This is a genomic window from Dellaglioa sp. CoH-57-MRSF-18, from assembly GCF_056781995.1.
In genome coordinates this window covers 345,235-362,829 of record NZ_JBXAXX010000002.1, presented here as the reverse complement: position 1 = coordinate 362,829, position 17,595 = coordinate 345,235, and the positions used below count along the sequence as shown (strand labels likewise).

17 protein-coding genes, 13 tRNA genes, 1 rRNA gene and 1 other annotated feature are annotated in these 17,595 nt (G+C 33.5%); of the genes, 27 read left to right on the top strand and 4 right to left on the bottom strand.

The annotated features are described in order from the left end of the window. From rrf to AC1RPG_RS03555, 26 genes are all read left to right on the top strand, one after another. Nucleotides 1–76, top strand: a 5S ribosomal RNA gene (rrf, locus tag AC1RPG_RS03680); the annotation flags it as partial. 17 nt (nucleotides 77–93) lie between these two features. Continuing rightward, nucleotides 94–166, top strand: a tRNA-Asn gene (locus AC1RPG_RS03675). Nucleotides 167–183: 17 nt separating this feature from the next. Then, nucleotides 184–272, top strand: a tRNA-Ser gene (locus AC1RPG_RS03670). 9 nt (nucleotides 273–281) lie between these two features. Further along, nucleotides 282–353: transfer RNA gene (locus AC1RPG_RS03665), tRNA-Glu, on the top strand. 22 nt (nucleotides 354–375) lie between these two features. Beyond that, nucleotides 376–448, top strand: a tRNA-Val gene (locus AC1RPG_RS03660). A gap of 5 nt (nucleotides 449–453) precedes the next feature. After that, nucleotides 454–526, top strand: a tRNA-Asp gene (locus AC1RPG_RS03655). A 6-nt stretch (nucleotides 527–532) separates the two neighbouring features. Further along, nucleotides 533–605 (top strand) — tRNA-Phe (locus AC1RPG_RS03650). 17 nt (nucleotides 606–622) lie between these two features. Further along, nucleotides 623–693, top strand: a tRNA-Gly gene (locus AC1RPG_RS03645). Between the two features lie 11 nt (nucleotides 694–704). After that, nucleotides 705–779, top strand: a tRNA-Ile gene (locus tag AC1RPG_RS03640). A gap of 12 nt (nucleotides 780–791) precedes the next feature. Continuing rightward, nucleotides 792–879, top strand: a tRNA-Ser gene (locus AC1RPG_RS03635). 13 nt (nucleotides 880–892) lie between these two features. Beyond that, nucleotides 893–964: transfer RNA gene (locus AC1RPG_RS03630), tRNA-Glu, on the top strand. A 12-nt stretch (nucleotides 965–976) separates the two neighbouring features. Further along, a tRNA-Met gene (locus AC1RPG_RS03625) sits at nucleotides 977–1,050 on the top strand. 2 nt (nucleotides 1,051–1,052) lie between these two features. Next, nucleotides 1,053–1,125: transfer RNA gene (locus AC1RPG_RS03620), tRNA-Asp, on the top strand. 76 nt (nucleotides 1,126–1,201) lie between these two features. Continuing rightward, nucleotides 1,202–2,389, top strand: coding sequence for a methionine adenosyltransferase (metK, locus tag AC1RPG_RS03615; RefSeq protein WP_481761151.1), 1,188 nt, complete (start codon nucleotides 1,202–1,204; stop codon nucleotides 2,387–2,389). A gap of 63 nt (nucleotides 2,390–2,452) precedes the next feature. Continuing rightward, nucleotides 2,453–3,916 carry an MDR family MFS transporter gene (locus tag AC1RPG_RS03610; RefSeq protein WP_481761152.1) on the top strand — a complete coding sequence of 488 codons (1,464 nt, stop codon included), beginning with the start codon at nucleotides 2,453–2,455 and terminating at the stop codon, nucleotides 3,914–3,916. Between the two features lie 28 nt (nucleotides 3,917–3,944). Further along, nucleotides 3,945–4,150 (top strand) — a binding site (T-box leader). Nucleotides 4,151–4,206: 56 nt separating this feature from the next. Further along, nucleotides 4,207–6,621 (top strand): leucine--tRNA ligase, encoded by a 2,415-nt coding sequence (gene leuS / locus AC1RPG_RS03605; RefSeq protein ID WP_481761153.1) that lies wholly within the window; start codon nucleotides 4,207–4,209, stop codon nucleotides 6,619–6,621. A gap of 154 nt (nucleotides 6,622–6,775) precedes the next feature. Further along, complete coding sequence (locus AC1RPG_RS03600; RefSeq protein WP_481761154.1) at nucleotides 6,776–8,425, top strand: putative polysaccharide biosynthesis protein; 1,650 nt, start codon at nucleotides 6,776–6,778, stop codon at nucleotides 8,423–8,425. Nucleotides 8,426–8,438: 13 nt separating this feature from the next. Then, the gene (locus AC1RPG_RS03595) at nucleotides 8,439–9,152 is read left to right on the top strand and encodes a pseudouridine synthase (protein WP_481761155.1); all 714 of its coding nucleotides are present in this window, start codon (nucleotides 8,439–8,441) and stop codon (nucleotides 9,150–9,152) included. Between the two features lie 169 nt (nucleotides 9,153–9,321). Beyond that, nucleotides 9,322–10,719, top strand: coding sequence for a dipeptidase PepV (gene pepV / locus AC1RPG_RS03590; RefSeq protein WP_481761156.1), 1,398 nt, complete (start codon nucleotides 9,322–9,324; stop codon nucleotides 10,717–10,719). A 436-nt stretch (nucleotides 10,720–11,155) separates the two neighbouring features. Next, entirely contained in the window at nucleotides 11,156–11,926 is a 771-nt protein-coding gene (locus AC1RPG_RS03585; protein WP_481761157.1) for an ATP-binding cassette domain-containing protein, read from the top strand. A 137-nt stretch (nucleotides 11,927–12,063) separates the two neighbouring features. After that, nucleotides 12,064–12,744, top strand: coding sequence for a hypothetical protein (locus tag AC1RPG_RS03580; RefSeq protein WP_481761158.1), 681 nt, complete (start codon nucleotides 12,064–12,066; stop codon nucleotides 12,742–12,744). Between the two features lie 151 nt (nucleotides 12,745–12,895). Beyond that, a complete protein-coding gene (locus AC1RPG_RS03575) occupies nucleotides 12,896–13,405 on the top strand; it encodes a hypothetical protein (protein ID WP_481761159.1) in 510 nt (169 codons plus the stop codon). Between the two features lie 8 nt (nucleotides 13,406–13,413). Then, nucleotides 13,414–13,746 carry a hypothetical protein gene (locus AC1RPG_RS03570; protein WP_481762171.1) on the top strand — a complete coding sequence of 111 codons (333 nt, stop codon included), beginning with the start codon at nucleotides 13,414–13,416 and terminating at the stop codon, nucleotides 13,744–13,746. Between the two features lie 110 nt (nucleotides 13,747–13,856). Further along, nucleotides 13,857–14,015: a hypothetical protein gene (locus AC1RPG_RS03565; protein WP_481761161.1), complete on the top strand. Its 159-nt coding sequence runs from the start codon at nucleotides 13,857–13,859 to the stop codon at nucleotides 14,013–14,015. Then, a complete protein-coding gene (locus AC1RPG_RS03560) occupies nucleotides 14,015–14,209 on the top strand; it encodes a hypothetical protein (protein ID WP_481761162.1) in 195 nt (64 codons plus the stop codon). Before AC1RPG_RS03565 ends, AC1RPG_RS03560 begins: the two co-directional genes overlap by 1 nt. A gap of 330 nt (nucleotides 14,210–14,539) precedes the next feature. Then, the gene (locus AC1RPG_RS03555) at nucleotides 14,540–14,788 is read left to right on the top strand and encodes a hypothetical protein (RefSeq protein ID WP_481761163.1); all 249 of its coding nucleotides are present in this window, start codon (nucleotides 14,540–14,542) and stop codon (nucleotides 14,786–14,788) included. An 822-nt stretch (nucleotides 14,789–15,610) separates the two neighbouring features. On the opposite strand, the gene AC1RPG_RS03550 is transcribed toward AC1RPG_RS03555, so the two are convergent. The 4 genes from AC1RPG_RS03550 to AC1RPG_RS03535 form a co-directional block, all read right to left on the bottom strand. Then, nucleotides 15,611–15,694 (bottom strand) — tRNA-Leu (locus AC1RPG_RS03550). Between the two features lie 8 nt (nucleotides 15,695–15,702). Then, nucleotides 15,703–15,981 (bottom strand): hypothetical protein, encoded by a 279-nt coding sequence (locus tag AC1RPG_RS03545; protein ID WP_409022736.1) that lies wholly within the window; start codon nucleotides 15,979–15,981, stop codon nucleotides 15,703–15,705. Between the two features lie 103 nt (nucleotides 15,982–16,084). Next, nucleotides 16,085–16,333 carry a hypothetical protein gene (locus AC1RPG_RS03540; RefSeq protein ID WP_057973335.1) on the bottom strand — a complete coding sequence of 83 codons (249 nt, stop codon included), beginning with the start codon at nucleotides 16,331–16,333 and terminating at the stop codon, nucleotides 16,085–16,087. A gap of 114 nt (nucleotides 16,334–16,447) precedes the next feature. Continuing rightward, nucleotides 16,448–16,972 carry a GNAT family N-acetyltransferase gene (locus AC1RPG_RS03535; RefSeq protein WP_481761164.1) on the bottom strand — a complete coding sequence of 175 codons (525 nt, stop codon included), beginning with the start codon at nucleotides 16,970–16,972 and terminating at the stop codon, nucleotides 16,448–16,450. A gap of 104 nt (nucleotides 16,973–17,076) precedes the next feature. On the opposite strand from AC1RPG_RS03535, the gene AC1RPG_RS03530 reads away from it, so the two are divergent. Beyond that, entirely contained in the window at nucleotides 17,077–17,523 is a 447-nt protein-coding gene (locus tag AC1RPG_RS03530) for a universal stress protein (protein ID WP_481761165.1), read from the top strand. Nucleotides 17,524–17,595: the final 72 nt, after the last annotated feature.

The following is a 17,595-nucleotide window of genomic DNA, read 5'->3' as shown; positions in this document are numbered from 1 at the left end:
CGAACACAGAAGTTAAGCTTCTTAGCGCCAAGAGTAGTTGGGGGTCGCCCCCTGCGAGGGTAGGACGTTGCCATGCTTTTTTTATTATTTTATTCCGGCATAGCTCAGTTGGTAGAGCGCTTGACTGTTAATCAAGATGTCGCAGGTTCGAGTCCTACTGCCGGAGTTTTTATTTTGTAATGTGGAGAATTGTCTGAGTTGGTCTAAGGAGCATGATTGGAAATCATGTAAACGGGTTTCCTGTTTCAAGGGTTCGAATCCCTTATTCTCCGTTGCAAATTGACCCGTTGGTCAAGTGGTTAAGACACCGCCCTTTCACGGCGGTAACATGGGTTCAAATCCCGTACGGGTCATATAAAGTAAATAGTGTATGTTGGAGGTTTAGCTCAGTTGGGAGAGCGTCTGCCTTACAAGCAGAGGGTCACAGGTTCAAGCCCTGTAACCTCCATCGAAGGTCCTATGGTATAGGGGTTATTACGTCCGCCTGTCACGCGGAAGATCACCGGTTCAAATCCGGTTAGGACCGTTTAATGGCTCAGTAGCTCAGTTGGTAGAGCAATGGATTGAAGCTCCATGTGTCGGCAGTTCGATTCTGTCCTGCGCCATTTATTTATAATATTTTGCGGGTGTAGTTTAGTGGTAAAACCACAGCCTTCCAAGCTGTTGTCGCGAGTTCGATTCTCGTCACCCGCTTTTATGATTTTGGGCCTATAGCTCAGCTGGTTTAGAGCGCACGCCTGATAAGCGTGAGGTCGATGGTTCGAGTCCATTTAGGCCCATCAATAATTTATGGAGAAGTACTCAAGTGGCTGAAGAGGCGCCCCTGCTAAGGGTGTAGGTCGTGAAAATGGCGCGAGGGTTCGAATCCCTCCTTCTCCGTTTTTCGTGTTATGACCCGTTGGTCAAGTGGTTAAGACACCGCCCTTTCACGGCGGTAACATGGGTTCAAATCCCGTACGGGTCAGTTTAATATTATCGCGGGATGGAGCAGTCTGGTAGCTCGTCGGGCTCATAACCCGAAGGTCGTAGGTTCAAATCCTGCTCCCGCAATTGGTCCTATGGTATAGGGGTTATTACGTCCGCCTGTCACGCGGAAGATCACCGGTTCAAATCCGGTTAGGACCGTCACAGGTATTATTGGAACCTAAACTTTTATAGTTGAGGTTCTTTTTTTAATTTTATTTACTTTAAGGAGATAAAAATGACTGAAAAACATCTATTCACGTCAGAATCGGTATCAGAGGGTCATCCGGATAAGGTTGCAGATCAAATAAGTGATGCAATATTAGATGCACTTTTAGAAAAGGATCCTAATGCTAGGGTTGCTTGCGAAACAACTGTAACAACTGGTTTAGTTCTTGTAGTTGGTGAAATATCAACAAATGCCTACGTTGATATTCAGCAGGTAGTAAGACGAACTATTAAGGAAATTGGATATATTAATTCACAAGTTGGTTTTGATGGTGATAATTGTGCTGTTATGGTTGCTATAGATGAACAATCTCCTGATATTGCATTAGGTGTTGATACATCTTTAGAAACTAAAAACGGTGATTTAGATCCTTTAGATCAGATTGGTGCAGGTGATCAAGGATTAATGTTCGGATATGCGGTAGACGAAACACCGGAACTCATGCCATTACCGATTTCAATTAGTCACAAATTAATGCAACGTGTTGCAAGTTTACGAAAAAATAAGGAATTAGAATACTTAAGACCTGATGCTAAGGCACAGGTAACTGTTGAATATAATGATAAAGGTCAACCATTTAGAATTGACACTGTTGTTATTTCTACACAACATGATGAAAAAACGGAATTGAAACAAATTCAAGATGATATGATTGAAAAAGTAATTAAAGTTATTATTGACCCTGATTTGTTGGATTCAGATACAAAGTATTATATTAATCCAACCGGACGATTTGTTATCGGTGGTCCAAAGGGTGATGCTGGACTTACTGGAAGAAAAATAATTGTTGATACATATGGTGGATATGCACATCATGGTGGAGGTGCTTTCTCCGGTAAAGATGCAACAAAAGTTGATCGTTCAGCTAGTTATGCTGCTCGCTATATTGCAAAAAATATAGTTGCAGCTAAAATTGCATCACAGGTTGAGGTTCAACTTGCGTATGCAATTGGGGTTGCTCAACCTGTATCAATTAATATTAATACATTTGGTACATCTAAATATGACGAATTGGATTTAGTTCAAGCTGTTCGTAAAATTTTTGATTTACGGCCTGCAGGAATTATTGAAATGTTAGACTTACGTCGCCCAATATATAAACAGACAGCAGCATATGGTCATTTTGGTCGTACAGATATTGACTTACCTTGGGAAAAAACAGATAAGATTAAAAGTTTACTTAACGAATTAAATTAAAATAAAAAATGACTTTATTAAATATCATTTTAATAGAGTCATTTTTTATTTAGGAGGTACTTTATGAATTCAAAAACAAATGTAAAATTAGTTACAATTGCTATATTTGTAGCAACATTTTTAACAGCCGTTGAAGGAACAATTGTTTCAACAGCTATGCCAACTATTGTTGGTGAACTTCATGGTGTTTCATTAATGAATTGGGTTTTTTCAATATATTTATTAACTAATGCCATGATGACACCAATATACGGTAAGCTCGCAGATGTTTTAGGACGTAAACCAGTATTTATTTTTGGTCTTGTCATATTTTTGGTTGGTTCAACTCTCTGTGGATTTTCTAATAGTATGGCCACATTAATTATTTCGCGGGCTATTCAAGGTATCGGGGCGGGTGCTATAATGCCAGTGTCATTTACTATAATTGCTGATATTTATTCTGTGGACAAACGTGCTAAAATAATGGGATTAAACGGATCTGCTTGGGGTATAGCGTCAATAGTTGCACCATTGTTAGGTGGTTTCATTGTTGATCATCTTAATTGGCACTGGGTATTTTTCATTAATTTACCTATTGGGTTAGTGACGATAGCAATGATACAAATTTTTTTCAAAGAAAAGCGAAGAATTATGAGTTCAAAAATAGATTTTTTAGGCAGTATATTATTAATGCTTAGTATTTTATCTATTTTATATAGTTTTCAACGTTGGGGCGATGATGGTATAGACCTGATTGTTTTAATTTCTTTCTTTATATTTATTATGTCGCTTTTATTATTTATTCAATGGGAAAAAAGAGTTGAAGATCCAATTATTTCATTGAAACTTTTTAATAATAGAACATTTGTGATTCAAAATGTAGTAGCAGCATTAATATCTGGATTTTTAATTGGATTTGAAGTTTATATACCAACATGGACTCAAGGAATATTAGGATTAAAAGCATCAATGGCAGGATTTGCAGTAACACCCAGTTCCATCTTATGGATAGCTGGTTCCTTTTTTGCTGGAAGTATGATGGCAGCTTGGACACCAAAAAAAGTTTTATCGATTAGTCTATTTTTTATTTTAGTGGGTGCCATTGCACTAGGTACTTTGCCTATAAATACACCTTTTTATCTTTTCTTTATCATTTCGGCTGTACTAGGGATTGGATTTGGGATTACCATTACAACTACGACAGTTACTGCACAGAGTTTAGTACCACAGGCTGACGTAGGTGTGGCTACATCATTTAATACTTTAAGTCGTACATTAGGACAAACATTAATGATTTCAGTCTTTGGGATCATATTTAATACACAAATGCATAAGGAAATAGTAAAAACACCTGGAACAAAGGACAGCATGATGGATATTTTAATTAATCCGCAAACGGCTAACCAACTACCGCAACATTTAATACCAAAATTACGTGAAGTTTTGTATCAAGGTCTTCATGGGATATATATAGCAGGTATTTTTATTGTAATTCTTGCAATTATTATTAATTTATTCGATAAAAAGACTAAAGATTATTTGCAATAACAGGGTTCGTTTGCTACACTAAAAATAATATAAAACGATTAAGAGGAACTAGTAAAGTAACTAACTATTTCAGCGAGTATATGGGAGTGGAAATATACATAGTTGGTTATTTGAACTCATCCTTGAGTTTTCTCACTGAACGGTAGTAGGTGCGAACGTTATTTCACGTTATGAAAAAGAGTCAGTATTTTATACTGGAATAATAGGTGGTACCGCGGAAAATTCGTCCTATAGAAGTTTATCTTCTATAGGACTTTTTTGTATATATAATCAGAAAGGAAGTAATACACATGGCATATAACCATAAAGAAATCGAACAAAAATGGCAAGCATTTTGGGATGCAAATCAGACATTTAAAACGACTGAAGATCCTGAAAAGAAAAATTATTATGCATTAGATATGTTTCCGTATCCATCCGGGCAAGGACTTCATGTTGGACATCCAGAAGGTTTCACGGCTACAGATATTTTGGCTCGAATGAAGAGAATGCAAGGATTTAATGTCTTACATCCAATGGGATGGGATGCCTTTGGTCTTCCAGCTGAACAGTATGCACTTGATACTGGACATAGCCCTAAAGCATTTACTAAAACGAATACTGATAATTTTAGGCGTCAAATTAAATCCTTGGGACTTTCATATGATTGGAGTCGTGAGTTAAATACGACTGATCCTGATTATTATAAATGGACACAATGGATTTTTGAAAAATTATATGAAAAAGGTTTAGCGTATGAAGATGAAGTTGCCGTTAACTGGAGTCCTGATTTAGGAACTGTTGTTGCTAATGAAGAAGTTATTGATGGTAAAACAGAACGTGGCGGGTACCCAATTGTCAGAAAACCAATGCGCCAATGGGTCTTAAAAATTACTGCTTATGCTGATCGCTTACTTTCAGATTTAGACGATTTAGATTGGCCAGATAGCATCAAAGAGCAACAAAGAAATTGGATTGGAAAATCAACTGGTGCTAGCGTTAACTTTAAAGTCGATCAACATGATGATATAAAAATTGATGTCTTTACGACACGTCCTGAAACTATTTATGGTGTTTCTTATATTATTGTCGCACCAGAATTAGATATAATTGATAAAATTACTATTGATTCTCAAAAGGATGCTGTTAAGGCTTATCAAAAAGAAATAGAAGTTAAGTCAGATTTAGAGAGAACTGATTTAGCTAAAGATAAAACTGGGGTATTTACTGGTTCTTACGCAATAAATCCTGTAAATGGTAAAAAATTACCAATTTGGATTGCTGATTATGTTCTAGCATCGTATGGAACTGGTGCTGTTATGGCAGTACCTGCACATGATGAAAGAGATTTCGAATTTGCAACTAAATATGGATTGGATATTTTACCCGTTATAGAAGGACCTGAAATAACTGATGAAGCAAATACTGAACCTGGTAAATATATTAATTCTGGTTTTTTAAATGGCTTAGTGAAAGCTGATGCTATCGAAAAAGCTATTGCTTGGATGGAAGATAATAACATTGGTGAAAAGAAAACAAATTATAAATTACGTGATTGGTTATTTTCAAGACAACGATATTGGGGTGAACCAATTCCTATTATTCACTGGGAAGATGGCGAAACAACAACAGTCCCTGTAGATCAGTTACCACTTGAATTACCTGAAGCAACGGATATTAAACCCTCTGGAACAGGTGAGAGTCCATTAGCCAACTTAACTGACTGGATTAATGTTGTCGACGAAAATGGGCGTAAAGGTAAACGTGAAACGAATACGATGCCACAATGGGCTGGTAGTTCATGGTACTTTGTTCGTTTTATTGATCCACATAACCCTAATGAAATTGCTGACCATAAAAAGTTAGAAGAATGGTTACCTGTTGACGTTTATGTTGGGGGTGCAGAACATGCTGTGTTACATTTGCTATACGCAAGGTTCTGGCATAAATTCTTGTACGATATTGGCGTTGTACCTACTAAAGAGCCGTTCCAAAAGTTAGTTAATCAAGGGATGATTTTGGGCGATAATCATGAAAAAATGTCTAAGTCTAAAGGTAACGTGGTTAATCCAGATGATATCGTTGAACGTTTTGGTGCGGATACTTTGCGCCTTTATGAAATGTTTATGGGTCCATTAGATGCCTCAATTGCTTGGAGCGAAGATGGGTTAAATGGTTCGCATAAATTTATTGAACGTATTTGGCGTTTAATTATGGATGAAGATAATCAAATTAGCGCAGCTATTGTTGATAAAAATGATGGTGAACTTGATAAGATTTATAATCAAACAGTAAAAAAAGTAACTGAAGATTACGAAGCACTTCATTTTAATACAGCTATTTCACAATTGATGATTTTTGTTAATGAAGCTTTTAAAGTTAAATCGTTAGCTAAAGAACAAGTTGAAGGATTTATTCAATTGATTGCACCAATAGCGCCACACATGGCTGAAGAAGTTTGGTCGTTGTTAGGAAATAAGGAATCAATTAGTTATGCTGCATGGCCAATATTTGATGAAAGTAAACTTGTTGAAAATACAGTTGAAATTGTCTTACAAGTAAATGGTAAAGTGCGTCAACATAGCGTGGTTTCAAAAGATGCAACTAAAGATGAATTAGAAAAAATGGCTTTAAATGATGACAAAATTAAAGAAGAACTTGAAGGTAAAACAATTCGAAAAGTAATTGCTGTCCCTGGTAAGTTAGTTAATATTGTCGCAAATTAAAGCTTTAATTTAAGTAAACGGGGACTACAAAATTATCGATATTTTGTGGTTCCTATTTATTTTTGGTTAAAATTCAAAAAATAAATTGCAACTGAATTTTAAAAGCTATAAAATGGTAAGATTAAGTATGATCAGAAAGTAGGGTACAAAAGTAATGGATGAAGATATCGAAGTAGAGGGCCAAGCAGCTTCTGAACAAAATGACGCTAAACAAAAGATGTTGCAAGGATCAGCTTGGATGACTGCTGGTAGTATTTTTTCAAGAGTTTTAGGGGCAATTTATATTATTCCATGGAATATGTGGTTGGGACCAGATAGATTACAAGCTAATGCACTTTATAGTATGGGTTATAACGTTTACAGTTTCTTCTTAATGATTGCTGTTGCTGGTGTTCCTTCAGCCGTAGCTAAGCAGGTTGCGCATTACAATGCACAAAATGAATATGGTATTGGAAGACGCCTATTTAAATATGGGATGGCTTTAATGGCGATTATGGGTGTAGTCTGTGCAGTAATATTATGGATTATCGCACCATACATTACAAGTGGTGATAAGAATGTGATTCCAGTCTTTAGATCCTTATCTTGGGCATTATTGATTATTCCTATGATGAGTTTAATACGAGGCTTTTTTCAAGGCTATCAGGAAATGGCTCCGTCAGCAATTTCACAGTTCTTTGAACAAATTGCTCGAGTTATTTATATGCTTGCCGCAACTTTTATCATCATGAAAATTAGTCATGGTAGTTATATTACAGGTGTAACGCAGTCAACTTTTGCGGCTTTTATTGGGGCCTTAGGCGGAATGCTAGTTTTAGTATGGTATTTTTATCGTCGAAAACCAGAATTGGATCGATTAGTTGCCAATAGTGATAATAAGTTAACAATTTCTACCAAACAAATTATTAAAGAAGTTATCAGGGAATCTATTCCTTTTATTATTATTGGCGCTGCCATTACGATTTTTGGATTGATTGATCAGTATACCTTCTTTGGTATTATGAGCCATGTTACAAACTACTCACGAACGATTCAAAATGAACTGTGGGCATTATTTAGTTTTAATGCTAATAAATTAGTTATGATTATTATTTCTATTGCGTCTGCCATGTCTATTACAGCTATTCCGTTATTATCTGAGGCATATACAAGAAATGATAAAAAGGCTTTGAGTGAACAAACTTCTGACACCTTACAATTGTTCTTTTTCGTAATGTTACCTTGTGCCTTAGGGATGGCAGCTGTTGCTCACCCACTATATGTTGTTTTCTATGGGTATGATCCAGTTGGAATCTATGTTTTACAATTTTCAGCGTATGAATCAATCTTCTTAGGATTATTCACAGTTGTTTCTGCTATTTTACAAGGTGTTTATCAAAATAAAAAAGCAATTATATATTTTGTCGTTGGAGTGGTAGTTAAATTAATTGTTCAATATCCATTAGTAGCTTGGTTAGGTGCCTTTGGGCCATTAGCAGCTACAGGGATCGGGATGGGCGTAAGTTCATGGCTAATGATTCGCTCATTACACAAAATGTTCCATTTAAATGTAAAATTAATACAAACAAGATTAAATAAAATGATGCTTTATGCACTAATAACATTTTTTACCGCATTTATAGTAGTAAAAATTGCTTATCTATTTTTACCAATAGACAGCCGAATTAGTGCAATTATCACAATTATTGCTGCCGCTGGATTAGGTGGCTACATATATATTTACTTCAGTTTAAAAACAAGATTAGCCGACAAAATATTGGGCGAACGGGTTGCTGGATTACGCCGTAGATTGAGAATTAAGTGAGGTTTAATTTAAAATGAGAATTGATAAATTTTTGACGGAAACGCAATTTGGTACAAGAAGTGATGTTCGAAAAATTATTAAACAGAAGAAAGTGATTGTTGATGGCGAGTTAATCACTAGCATTAAACTTCAGGTTAGTCCATCAAAATCGGTTATTCAGGTAGATGGTGATGTAATTCACTATCAAAAATATTATTATTATCTTTTAAATAAACCAGCAGGTGTGTTAACGGCAACTAAAGATAGGAAACAAAAGACAGTGATGGATTTGTTCAATAGCGTCGATTATCGGGATGATTTATTTCCAGTTGGACGGTTGGATAAGGATACAACTGGACTATTGCTTATTACAAATGATGGACAATTAGGTCATCAGATGTTGTCACCAAAACATCATATCGATAAAGTGTACTTTGCTAAAGTTGATGGGCAAGTGACTACTGACGATGTGATTAAATTTGAAACCGGATTGCTATTAAAAGATGGGATGCAAACTAAACCTGCAAAATTAATTGTTGAATCTTATAATAGTGATTCAAATATCTCAGAAGTTTTAATTACGATTACTGAAGGTAAGTATCATCAAATCAAACGAATGTTTGGAGCTATCGGTATGAAAGTTATCAGACTTGAACGTAAAAAAATGGCTACTTTAGAGTTAGAACCAACGCTATCGTTAGGCCGCTATCGTGCTTTAACAGATGAAGAAATTGAATCAATCAAATAGAAAATTGTTGGCGTAACTAGCCAGCAATTTTTTATTATTTTATTTGTTTTTGATGTTCCTTTATTGAGTAGTAAGGTCTATCAATATATCTAACTGAATACGCTTTTAAATACCGATTATTAAAATTTTGTGATAAAATGGGCTTACTAATATTTTAGGAGGAATTCAAATGAGTATAGATTGGAAAGCAGAAGTTGAAAAGCGTCAAGACGCCTTATTAGAAGATTTATTTGCAATGTTAAAAATTGAAAGTGTTCGTGATGAATCAATTGCAACAACTGAAGCACCTTTAGGTCCAGGACCTAAAGCTGGGTTAGATAAATTCTTAGAAATTGGAACGCGTGATGGTTTTGAAACATTAAACCTTGATGGTTTAGCCGGACATATCGAATTTGGTGAGGGGGATGAAACGTTAGGTATTTTAGCTCACGTTGACGTTATGCCTGCTGGTAACGGTTGGGATACTGATCCATTCACACCAGTCGTGAAAGATGGTCGAATTTATGCTCGCGGTGCCTCAGATGATAAAGGACCAGGAATGGCTGCATATTATGGTTTAAAAATCATTCAAGAATTAGGATTACCAGTTTCTAAAAAAGTTCGATTTATTATTGGAACGGATGAAGAAAGTGGTTGGAGAGGAATGACTCATTACCTTGAAAATATGCCTGAACCTGATTTTGGATTTTCACCAGATGCATTTTTCCCAATCATTAATGGTGAAAAGGGAAATATTACTTACTTCTTAAACTTTAAAGGATCAAATGGAGATAAGGATCAATTGCTTGAATTTGATGCTGGCCTCCGTGAAAATATGGTTCCTCGCGATGCTAAAGCTGTTATTAAAACAGAAGACGGCGCTGAGATGGAAGAAGTATTTAACGATTTTATTGCTGCTAATATTGTTACAGGTAAAATGGAACGCAATAATGATATTGTGACTATCTCGATGGTAGGAAAAGCAGCCCATGCACAAGAACCTAAAAATGGAGAAAATGCCGGAACTTTCTTGGCATTATTCTTGAACCAATTTAATTTTGGTGGGGATGCTGCTAACTATCTTCGTTTGGCTGCTGATTACTTACACAGAGATTCACGTATGAACAACTTTAGTATTGCCTTCACTGATGATATCATGGGCGATTTAACGATGAATTCTGGAATTTTCACATTTAAAGCTGATAAAGGTGGACAAATTGCCTTGAATTTCCGCTTCCCTAAAGGTATGACGGAAGTAGATATTAAACGTGGTCTTGAAAATGTAACAAATGAAATGAATGTTGTAATTGAAGCAGGTAGGTTACAAGGACCTCATTACGTTTCACCAGAAGATCCTTTGGTTAAAACATTATTAGGTGTTTATACGAAACAAACTGGCGAAAAAGCTGAAGGTTTAGTCGTTGGTGGTGGGACGTATGGTCGTCTCCTAAAACGTGGTGTTGCTTTTGGTGCAATGTTCCCAGGTGTACCTGATACAATGCATCAGGCCAATGAATTTATTCCTTTAGATGACGTGCTGAAAGCTGCTGCCATATATGCTGAAGGAATATACGAATTGATCAAGTAAATAATTAATTTTATATACTTGTATGATACTAATATACATTTAGGATGGCTTTTTTTAAAAGATTTATCATCTTTAAAGTATCGTTAATATGTAATCATTTGTAAAAAATAATGTAACCTATACCCCTAATGTTGAAAAACGTTAGGGGTATTTTTATGATTAAATTTCCACTTTAATACAAAATTTAAACCGTTTAAACATAGTTAATGGGAACTAAATTGAAGACGTAAGTTAGTAAACAGTATGGTATCAGTAGAAGCGTATTTTCAGTCTTCGTCACAATATTTGAATTAAAACTTCAAAATATTATGTAAGCGATTAACATGGTGTTATAATAATTCTGGTTCAAAGTTTGTTTTTAGTTTACTATGTATCAGATTATATTCAATTTGTTCGTGGATAGAATGAAAAATAGTCACTTTTATGAGGTGGTCAAATGAAGTTAGTAGTAGATAATGTATCAAGAGGAAGTATTCTAAAAGACGTTTCTTTTTATCTCAATCAAGGAGATAAAATTGCTCTCGTTGGTTTAAATGGATCAGGAAAAACAACCATTCTGAATATTATGATGGAGTTATTAATGCCATCAACGGGGAAAATAATTAAAACTAATGTTAAATTAGCGACTGTTTTTCAAAACAATGTTCTTGATGATGATTTGACCGTTATTCAAAACTTACGTTTCAGAATTAAAAATAAAGAAAAAATAAAAAGTATTCAGGAAAAAATGAAAAACTTGAACATCAATGAGTCCTTAAAGTATTCTAGCTTATCTGGTGGGCAGAAACGTATTGTTAATTATTTAAGAGCGATTGCTGTAGAGCCGAATTGCTTACTATTAGATGAAATGTCAGCTGGAATTGATGTTGATATACGTCAATTAATTTGGAATGATCTTGATGAGTATTTAAAAGAGAATAATTGTGGTGTGTTATTTACTACTCATCTATTAAGCGAATTAGAAAATGCCAATAAAATTATTTTCGTATCAAATGGAACTGTTAAATATTTTGGAGAAATGGTTACATTTATGAATAAAATTTCAAAAGTTAAATTAATTTTGAATAAAACTGAAGATGATAGGTATTTTAATACGTCTGCAGAAGCAGTGAGATTTATTGAAGATAATCATTTGATAAATGAAAACTTTGAAATAAGAAAGGCAACCTATACTGACTTATTTAAAAATATGGAGGAAGGAATTTAAGGATGAATAAACAGTTTATTCAAAGAAACATTCTAATTTTCATAAAAGATAAAGTTGGTATCTTTTTTTCATTTTTAGGTATGGTTATAAGTCTTGTAATTTATATATTTTTTCTTCGCTCTAATTTAGTCGATTCTTTGGCTGGAATTAATCATAGTGAACAGTTTATTGATACATGGATGATTTCTGGGTTGATTTCTATTGTCTCAATGACTAGTACACTAATCGCATTTGGTCAAAAACTGGAAGATAAAAAGAATAAGAGATTAGATGATTTTATTGTTAACAGTCAAATAAAAAGTAGTACAATTAATCAATTGTATACTTTGACGTCAGTCATGGAAGGTATTGTGTCGACATTTATTTTCTCATTAATATGTTATGCGTATCTATCTCTAACTTATCATTATAATGCTTATAATGTAACATTTTTTGTAGTATTTCTATTTAATGTTTTACTAATTGTATTTTCAAGTTTACTGTTTTCATTGGTGACAGATTTTTTAAATACTACGTCTAGTTTTTCATCATTGTCAGCAATTGTTGGTACTATGTCCGGTTTTCTTTCAGGAACTTATATTGTTTATGGGGATCTTCCAGCTTTTATGCAGCATACTTTAAAATTGTGGCCTGGTTATCAAATCGCAGCTATTGCACGCTATGAAAGTATTAAAAATATCAGGATAGGAAATAACTCTATTTTGTTCTCGTCACTAGGAATTAGTTCTGATTTTTTGCAAGCTATACTTATAACGATTATATTTGGAATACTACTAATAATTATTTCAATATTTACAAATGTTTATCATAAAGATTGATTTTAATTTGAAAAAAAGAACCTTATGTTACCTATATGTTAATATCAGTTCTGCTAATTTCAAAGAGTTGATTATAAAGAAAATTAATAAATAGAGGATGAAAACAAATCAAAAAGAGATACTCGAGGGTGGCGATTAAAATATTCGTTCAATGCAACGAAATTTAAATAAAAATTATACAGCTTATTTTGGTATTCTACCTAGCGATGGTATTTATGGAACGAGAAACATATGTTTACACGCTAAAAGAAACAAAATAAATAATTTCTATGTTTCAAATATGTCAACGGGATGGAGTGGAAACTTAGGGTTCCCAATGCCTGAGGGTTGGGACTTTGATCAATTTACTGAATATACGCATGGTGGAGTTGATATTGATCAAGTCTCTTCATCAGGTAAGGATTTAGGCTGTAAGAATTTTGATGTATCGGAGGATATATCTGTAAATAAGGTGACACATCGATTTATTAAATCAGTGCAAATGTTAAATTCTTTTAAAGATATAACATTTGAAATGGGAAAAACATATGGTCCTACGGTTCTTCCAGGGATAGATGCATGGCTTACAGTTAAAGATAGTTGGAGTGTAGAGACAGGAAATTCATCTTCTCCATTTACCATTCACAATGGTAAATGGAGAGTTCTTTTCAAAATGATATAGCTGATATAATGAAGATTAAATATGGTGTTATTAATTATTTAGATACCATGGGAATAGTTAATCGTATTGCGGGTAATCTCCAAAACGGGATGTTAATAATGGGAGTTGCAACAAGGGCAGAAGAACCTTGGCAAATTGGTATGAAGATAACGTATAATGAATCATATACAGAGGGTGATGAAAGTAATAAAATATCAGATACGATTGAAATTTATTATAAGCAACCAGTGGTTAGTCCCATATATCCCGAAGTTTCGTATAATTATGTTTATGATATAGTTAGTGGATTGGAAATTGTCGGAGCATGGATTGTTATTGGTCAGCGGTTATCATGGCTGTAGCGTTTGTTGCTTCTATACCAGAATTATTAGTAGCAGCTCCAGCAGTTGCTGCTTTTGGACTTTTGGTTGATACATTGCCACAAGAATAAAGAATATAGGAGATAATATAGATGGCAATTCCAGCAATGCTAACGGTGTTATTATTTGTGTTTATGATGAATTTATATCTTACTCTTTCTATAGTAAGGATAAAAAAGTCAATAAATAATGGTAATAAAAAGATTGAGAAAGAAAAAGATAGATTAAAAGAATTTAGAGGAGATAAATAATGAGCGAGCCTAATTTATTTATTATTTTATTTGTATTATTTTTAATCTTTATCGTACAATTTGTATATTTTTTAAATATTAAAAATAAATTGCTTGAATTATCGTATGAAATAACTAAAATTAGGGAAGAATTACTAAACATAACAATTGTTAAAGTTTTGAATTTAGAAAAAAAATTAAAAGATAAAGAATAAATGTATGATAAAAAACAAGGTATTCAGATATATTTCTGATCCCCTTGTTTTTTATCTAAAGTAGGTAGACAACAAACTGAATAGTTTAGTGTCTATACTGAGTATGTAGTATAATTACTACGATAAGTTAGTCTTAAAACTTAGACATTAAACAACTACATAAATAAAGCGTAGATATGAATGTGTATCAACGTTATTTAATATATTTTTGAAGGAAAGATAGAAACTGGAATGAGAAAAGCATTAGTTAAACATTTACATTTTAATGATACAGTTGCTTATTGGACAGCACATACGATTGTTTTTATTTACCTGTAAGGAGATGAACTAATGCAAATACAACCTATTTTTTGGGCAATTATCGCGATATTAATAACAGTTTTCTTTCCTTCACGCCAATGGTTAGAACGACATCATTTAGATTATTTTATTCTTGTTACGTACGTAATAATATTAATAGTAATGGTTGTAGCCATACCTTATAGAAAAAGTACTGGCTTGAATGAGATTTATATTGTGAGTGCTTTTATCATCTATGAACTAGGCTATTTATTTATATATAAAAGATTAAAAAAATAAATTAACGTGAGAAAAAATTGTAGAAGAACATTTCTACAATTTTTTATTTGATTAGATAATTTAAAAAGCAAACTCTTTAATAATTAAGGAGTTTGCTTTTTTGTTAAACAGAGTGTATTAAATCAGGTATTGATCTACCATATTTTATTAGCTTGGTATAAATATCAGGGTCTGTATGAGGTAGGTCTTTCCTGTCTGTATATATATAATTACCGAACGGGTCTGTATAGACGATACAATATACACAGTGCCTAGACATGCCCATATCAGGTAACGGATAGCTCATCGTTATTGGTTCACTTGCTAAGGCGAGAATCCTAGGGGTACCAAAATCATTGTGGTTTTTAAAAAACTGCTTAAAATCAGGTAACACGACAGAACTTTCATTCATAGTAGGAATGATGATAACATCATGAATAACATAATTTGAATAGTTTGTAATGGTTACCTGAGGTATCCCTGTTTCAGTAGAGTAAGAACTAGCAGATGCCGTAATACGCGATGATATTTGAATAATATTTTTTTGCCTTTCATATTGTTCTTGACGCTTACTTATTTTATTGCTGTTGTGAGAAAGAAATAGCACTAAATATTGCGGCGGAGGCAGCAAAAATGGCTGGTAAAGTCGCAACGAAAGATTGTAAATAAGTCATAGTATTTTTTCTCCTTTTTAAATAGTATATGAAACATATTCATTTTATTAATTAAAAAATCCAACTCGTAAATAAATACGAATTGGATCAATATATACGGTAAATTAGATGTTAACCACACAAAAACCACATAAAAGTTGGTTAAACGATGGTATATCAATGATAACAATGCGCCTGACAGGAATCGAACCTGCACTTGGAAACCCAAACAGCGATCTGAACGCTGCGCGTCTGCCAGTTCCGCCACAAGCGCAAAATAAATTACTTTGAAAACTCAATAACAGTACCGTAGCCATGTAAAACTAAGAATCTTGGGGCAATCGTTACACGAACAGTTTGTGGTTCGAAATGAACGTTAATAATCCCGTCGCCACCTTTATTAATTGCGCGTTCTGCTAGTTCTGCTTGGACACGATCATATAAGGTATCAAAATCATCTACACGATCAATTTCATCGGCTTCTAGTACAATCTTGGCTGTCGCATTAACGATGCCTTTAATAGCATAAGAACGGTTAACATCTCCGGTTGTTAAGAACATATAAATCACTCCTTGAGTAATAGTTTAAGATAAAAATGCTAGATTGACAAGGATTAAAAAAACTAGCCTCAAGAGTTAGTCTCAACTAGGCTAGTTTTGTAGGTTACATGAAGATACGGTAGTTACGTTTATTAATTGAAATTAATTCTTTAGCCTTACTCTTTGAACTGAATTTAAGTAAATTTTTGATTAAACGTTCTAATTTTTCGTCATCTTTAGAAACTTTTTCAAAAATATCATTGTCAATCTTTATTGTTAGATCTTCCTTTTTGCTTGGAACCTTAAATGTTTTAGAAGTTTCATCGCTTGTGATGAAGTTTTTCTCAAGATCTGCTAATAAATTTTTGCTCATATGTTTTCTTCCTCCAGTTTCTTACTATATTAATCATAACACCTAGATGACTAAAATCATAGGAAATGAAAAAAGATAAAAATGTTATTAAGAGAATTAGATAATAATTTTGCTTTATAAATCTAATTTTGAAAGTATTGCAGGGATGTCGACTCCATCAGGGCTTTTTAAGATTAGCGATTGTTTATCAGTGAAATTAAATTTTTCCAATAATTTTTGATTTACTTCTTCTTGTTCGTATTTCAGCGTTTGTACATTGGTAAACTGTTCAGATTTAAAAGATTTAAGCAGGGCTTTTAATAAATGTGTCGCGATACCTTGTTGTTCTTCGTTTTTCGAAACTAATAATAGACCAATCCAAACGGATTGAACTTCAGGATAATCTGTTAAAAAATCAATCATAGCTACTAATTTATCTGCTTTGAAGAAGCCCAGTGTCCATTTTTGATCACTTTTAACTGACAACGGGATCGAAGTTAAATCAGATTTTATTTCTTCAATGGCTAAATCTTGTTTACCTTGGAGTTTTAGGTAAGTAGATTGACTTTTTTCTAATTCTAACATTTGAGTTAGATCTTTTTCGGTTAACTCTCGAACCACGTAGGGGGCACTAAAAATAGAAATCCTTTTTAATAACATACTGAAAACCTTCTTTATTTCAAATTTTGTAGGTAAAACGCTAACATCTAATACAATTTTAATGATATACTGTAACTACAAATAAAAGATATGGGGTGGCAAATATGGAACAAGAATATAAAAATATTTTAGTCCCAGTTGATGGATCAGATTCAGCTGAAAAAGCATTAAAGCGTGCAGTAGAAAGTGCTAAAGCAAACCATGCACATTTAGATATTTTAAACGTAATTGATACGCGTCAATTTTCTGTAAGTTTTTCAGGAATGATGGATGGGGGCGGTTCAATCGTCTATCAGACTTTTGAAGATACAGAAGCATATATGAATGAATTAAAAGAAGATATTGTAAAAAATGGGTTTACAGATGTTGATATTCATATTCGTTTTGGTAGTCCTAAAACAGTAATTGCCAAAGATTTTATTGAAGATCATCATTCAGATTTAATTATCATGGGTCAATCTGGCTTGAAGGCAGTGGAAAGAATGTTAATGGGTGCAGTTACAAATTACGTTACTCGTTTAGCACCTTGTGATGTCTTAGTTGTTAAATAATAAAGAGGGTTGCGTAATTTAGCAACTCTTTTATTATTTATAGGACTAACTCAGTATAAAGTAAAAATGAAT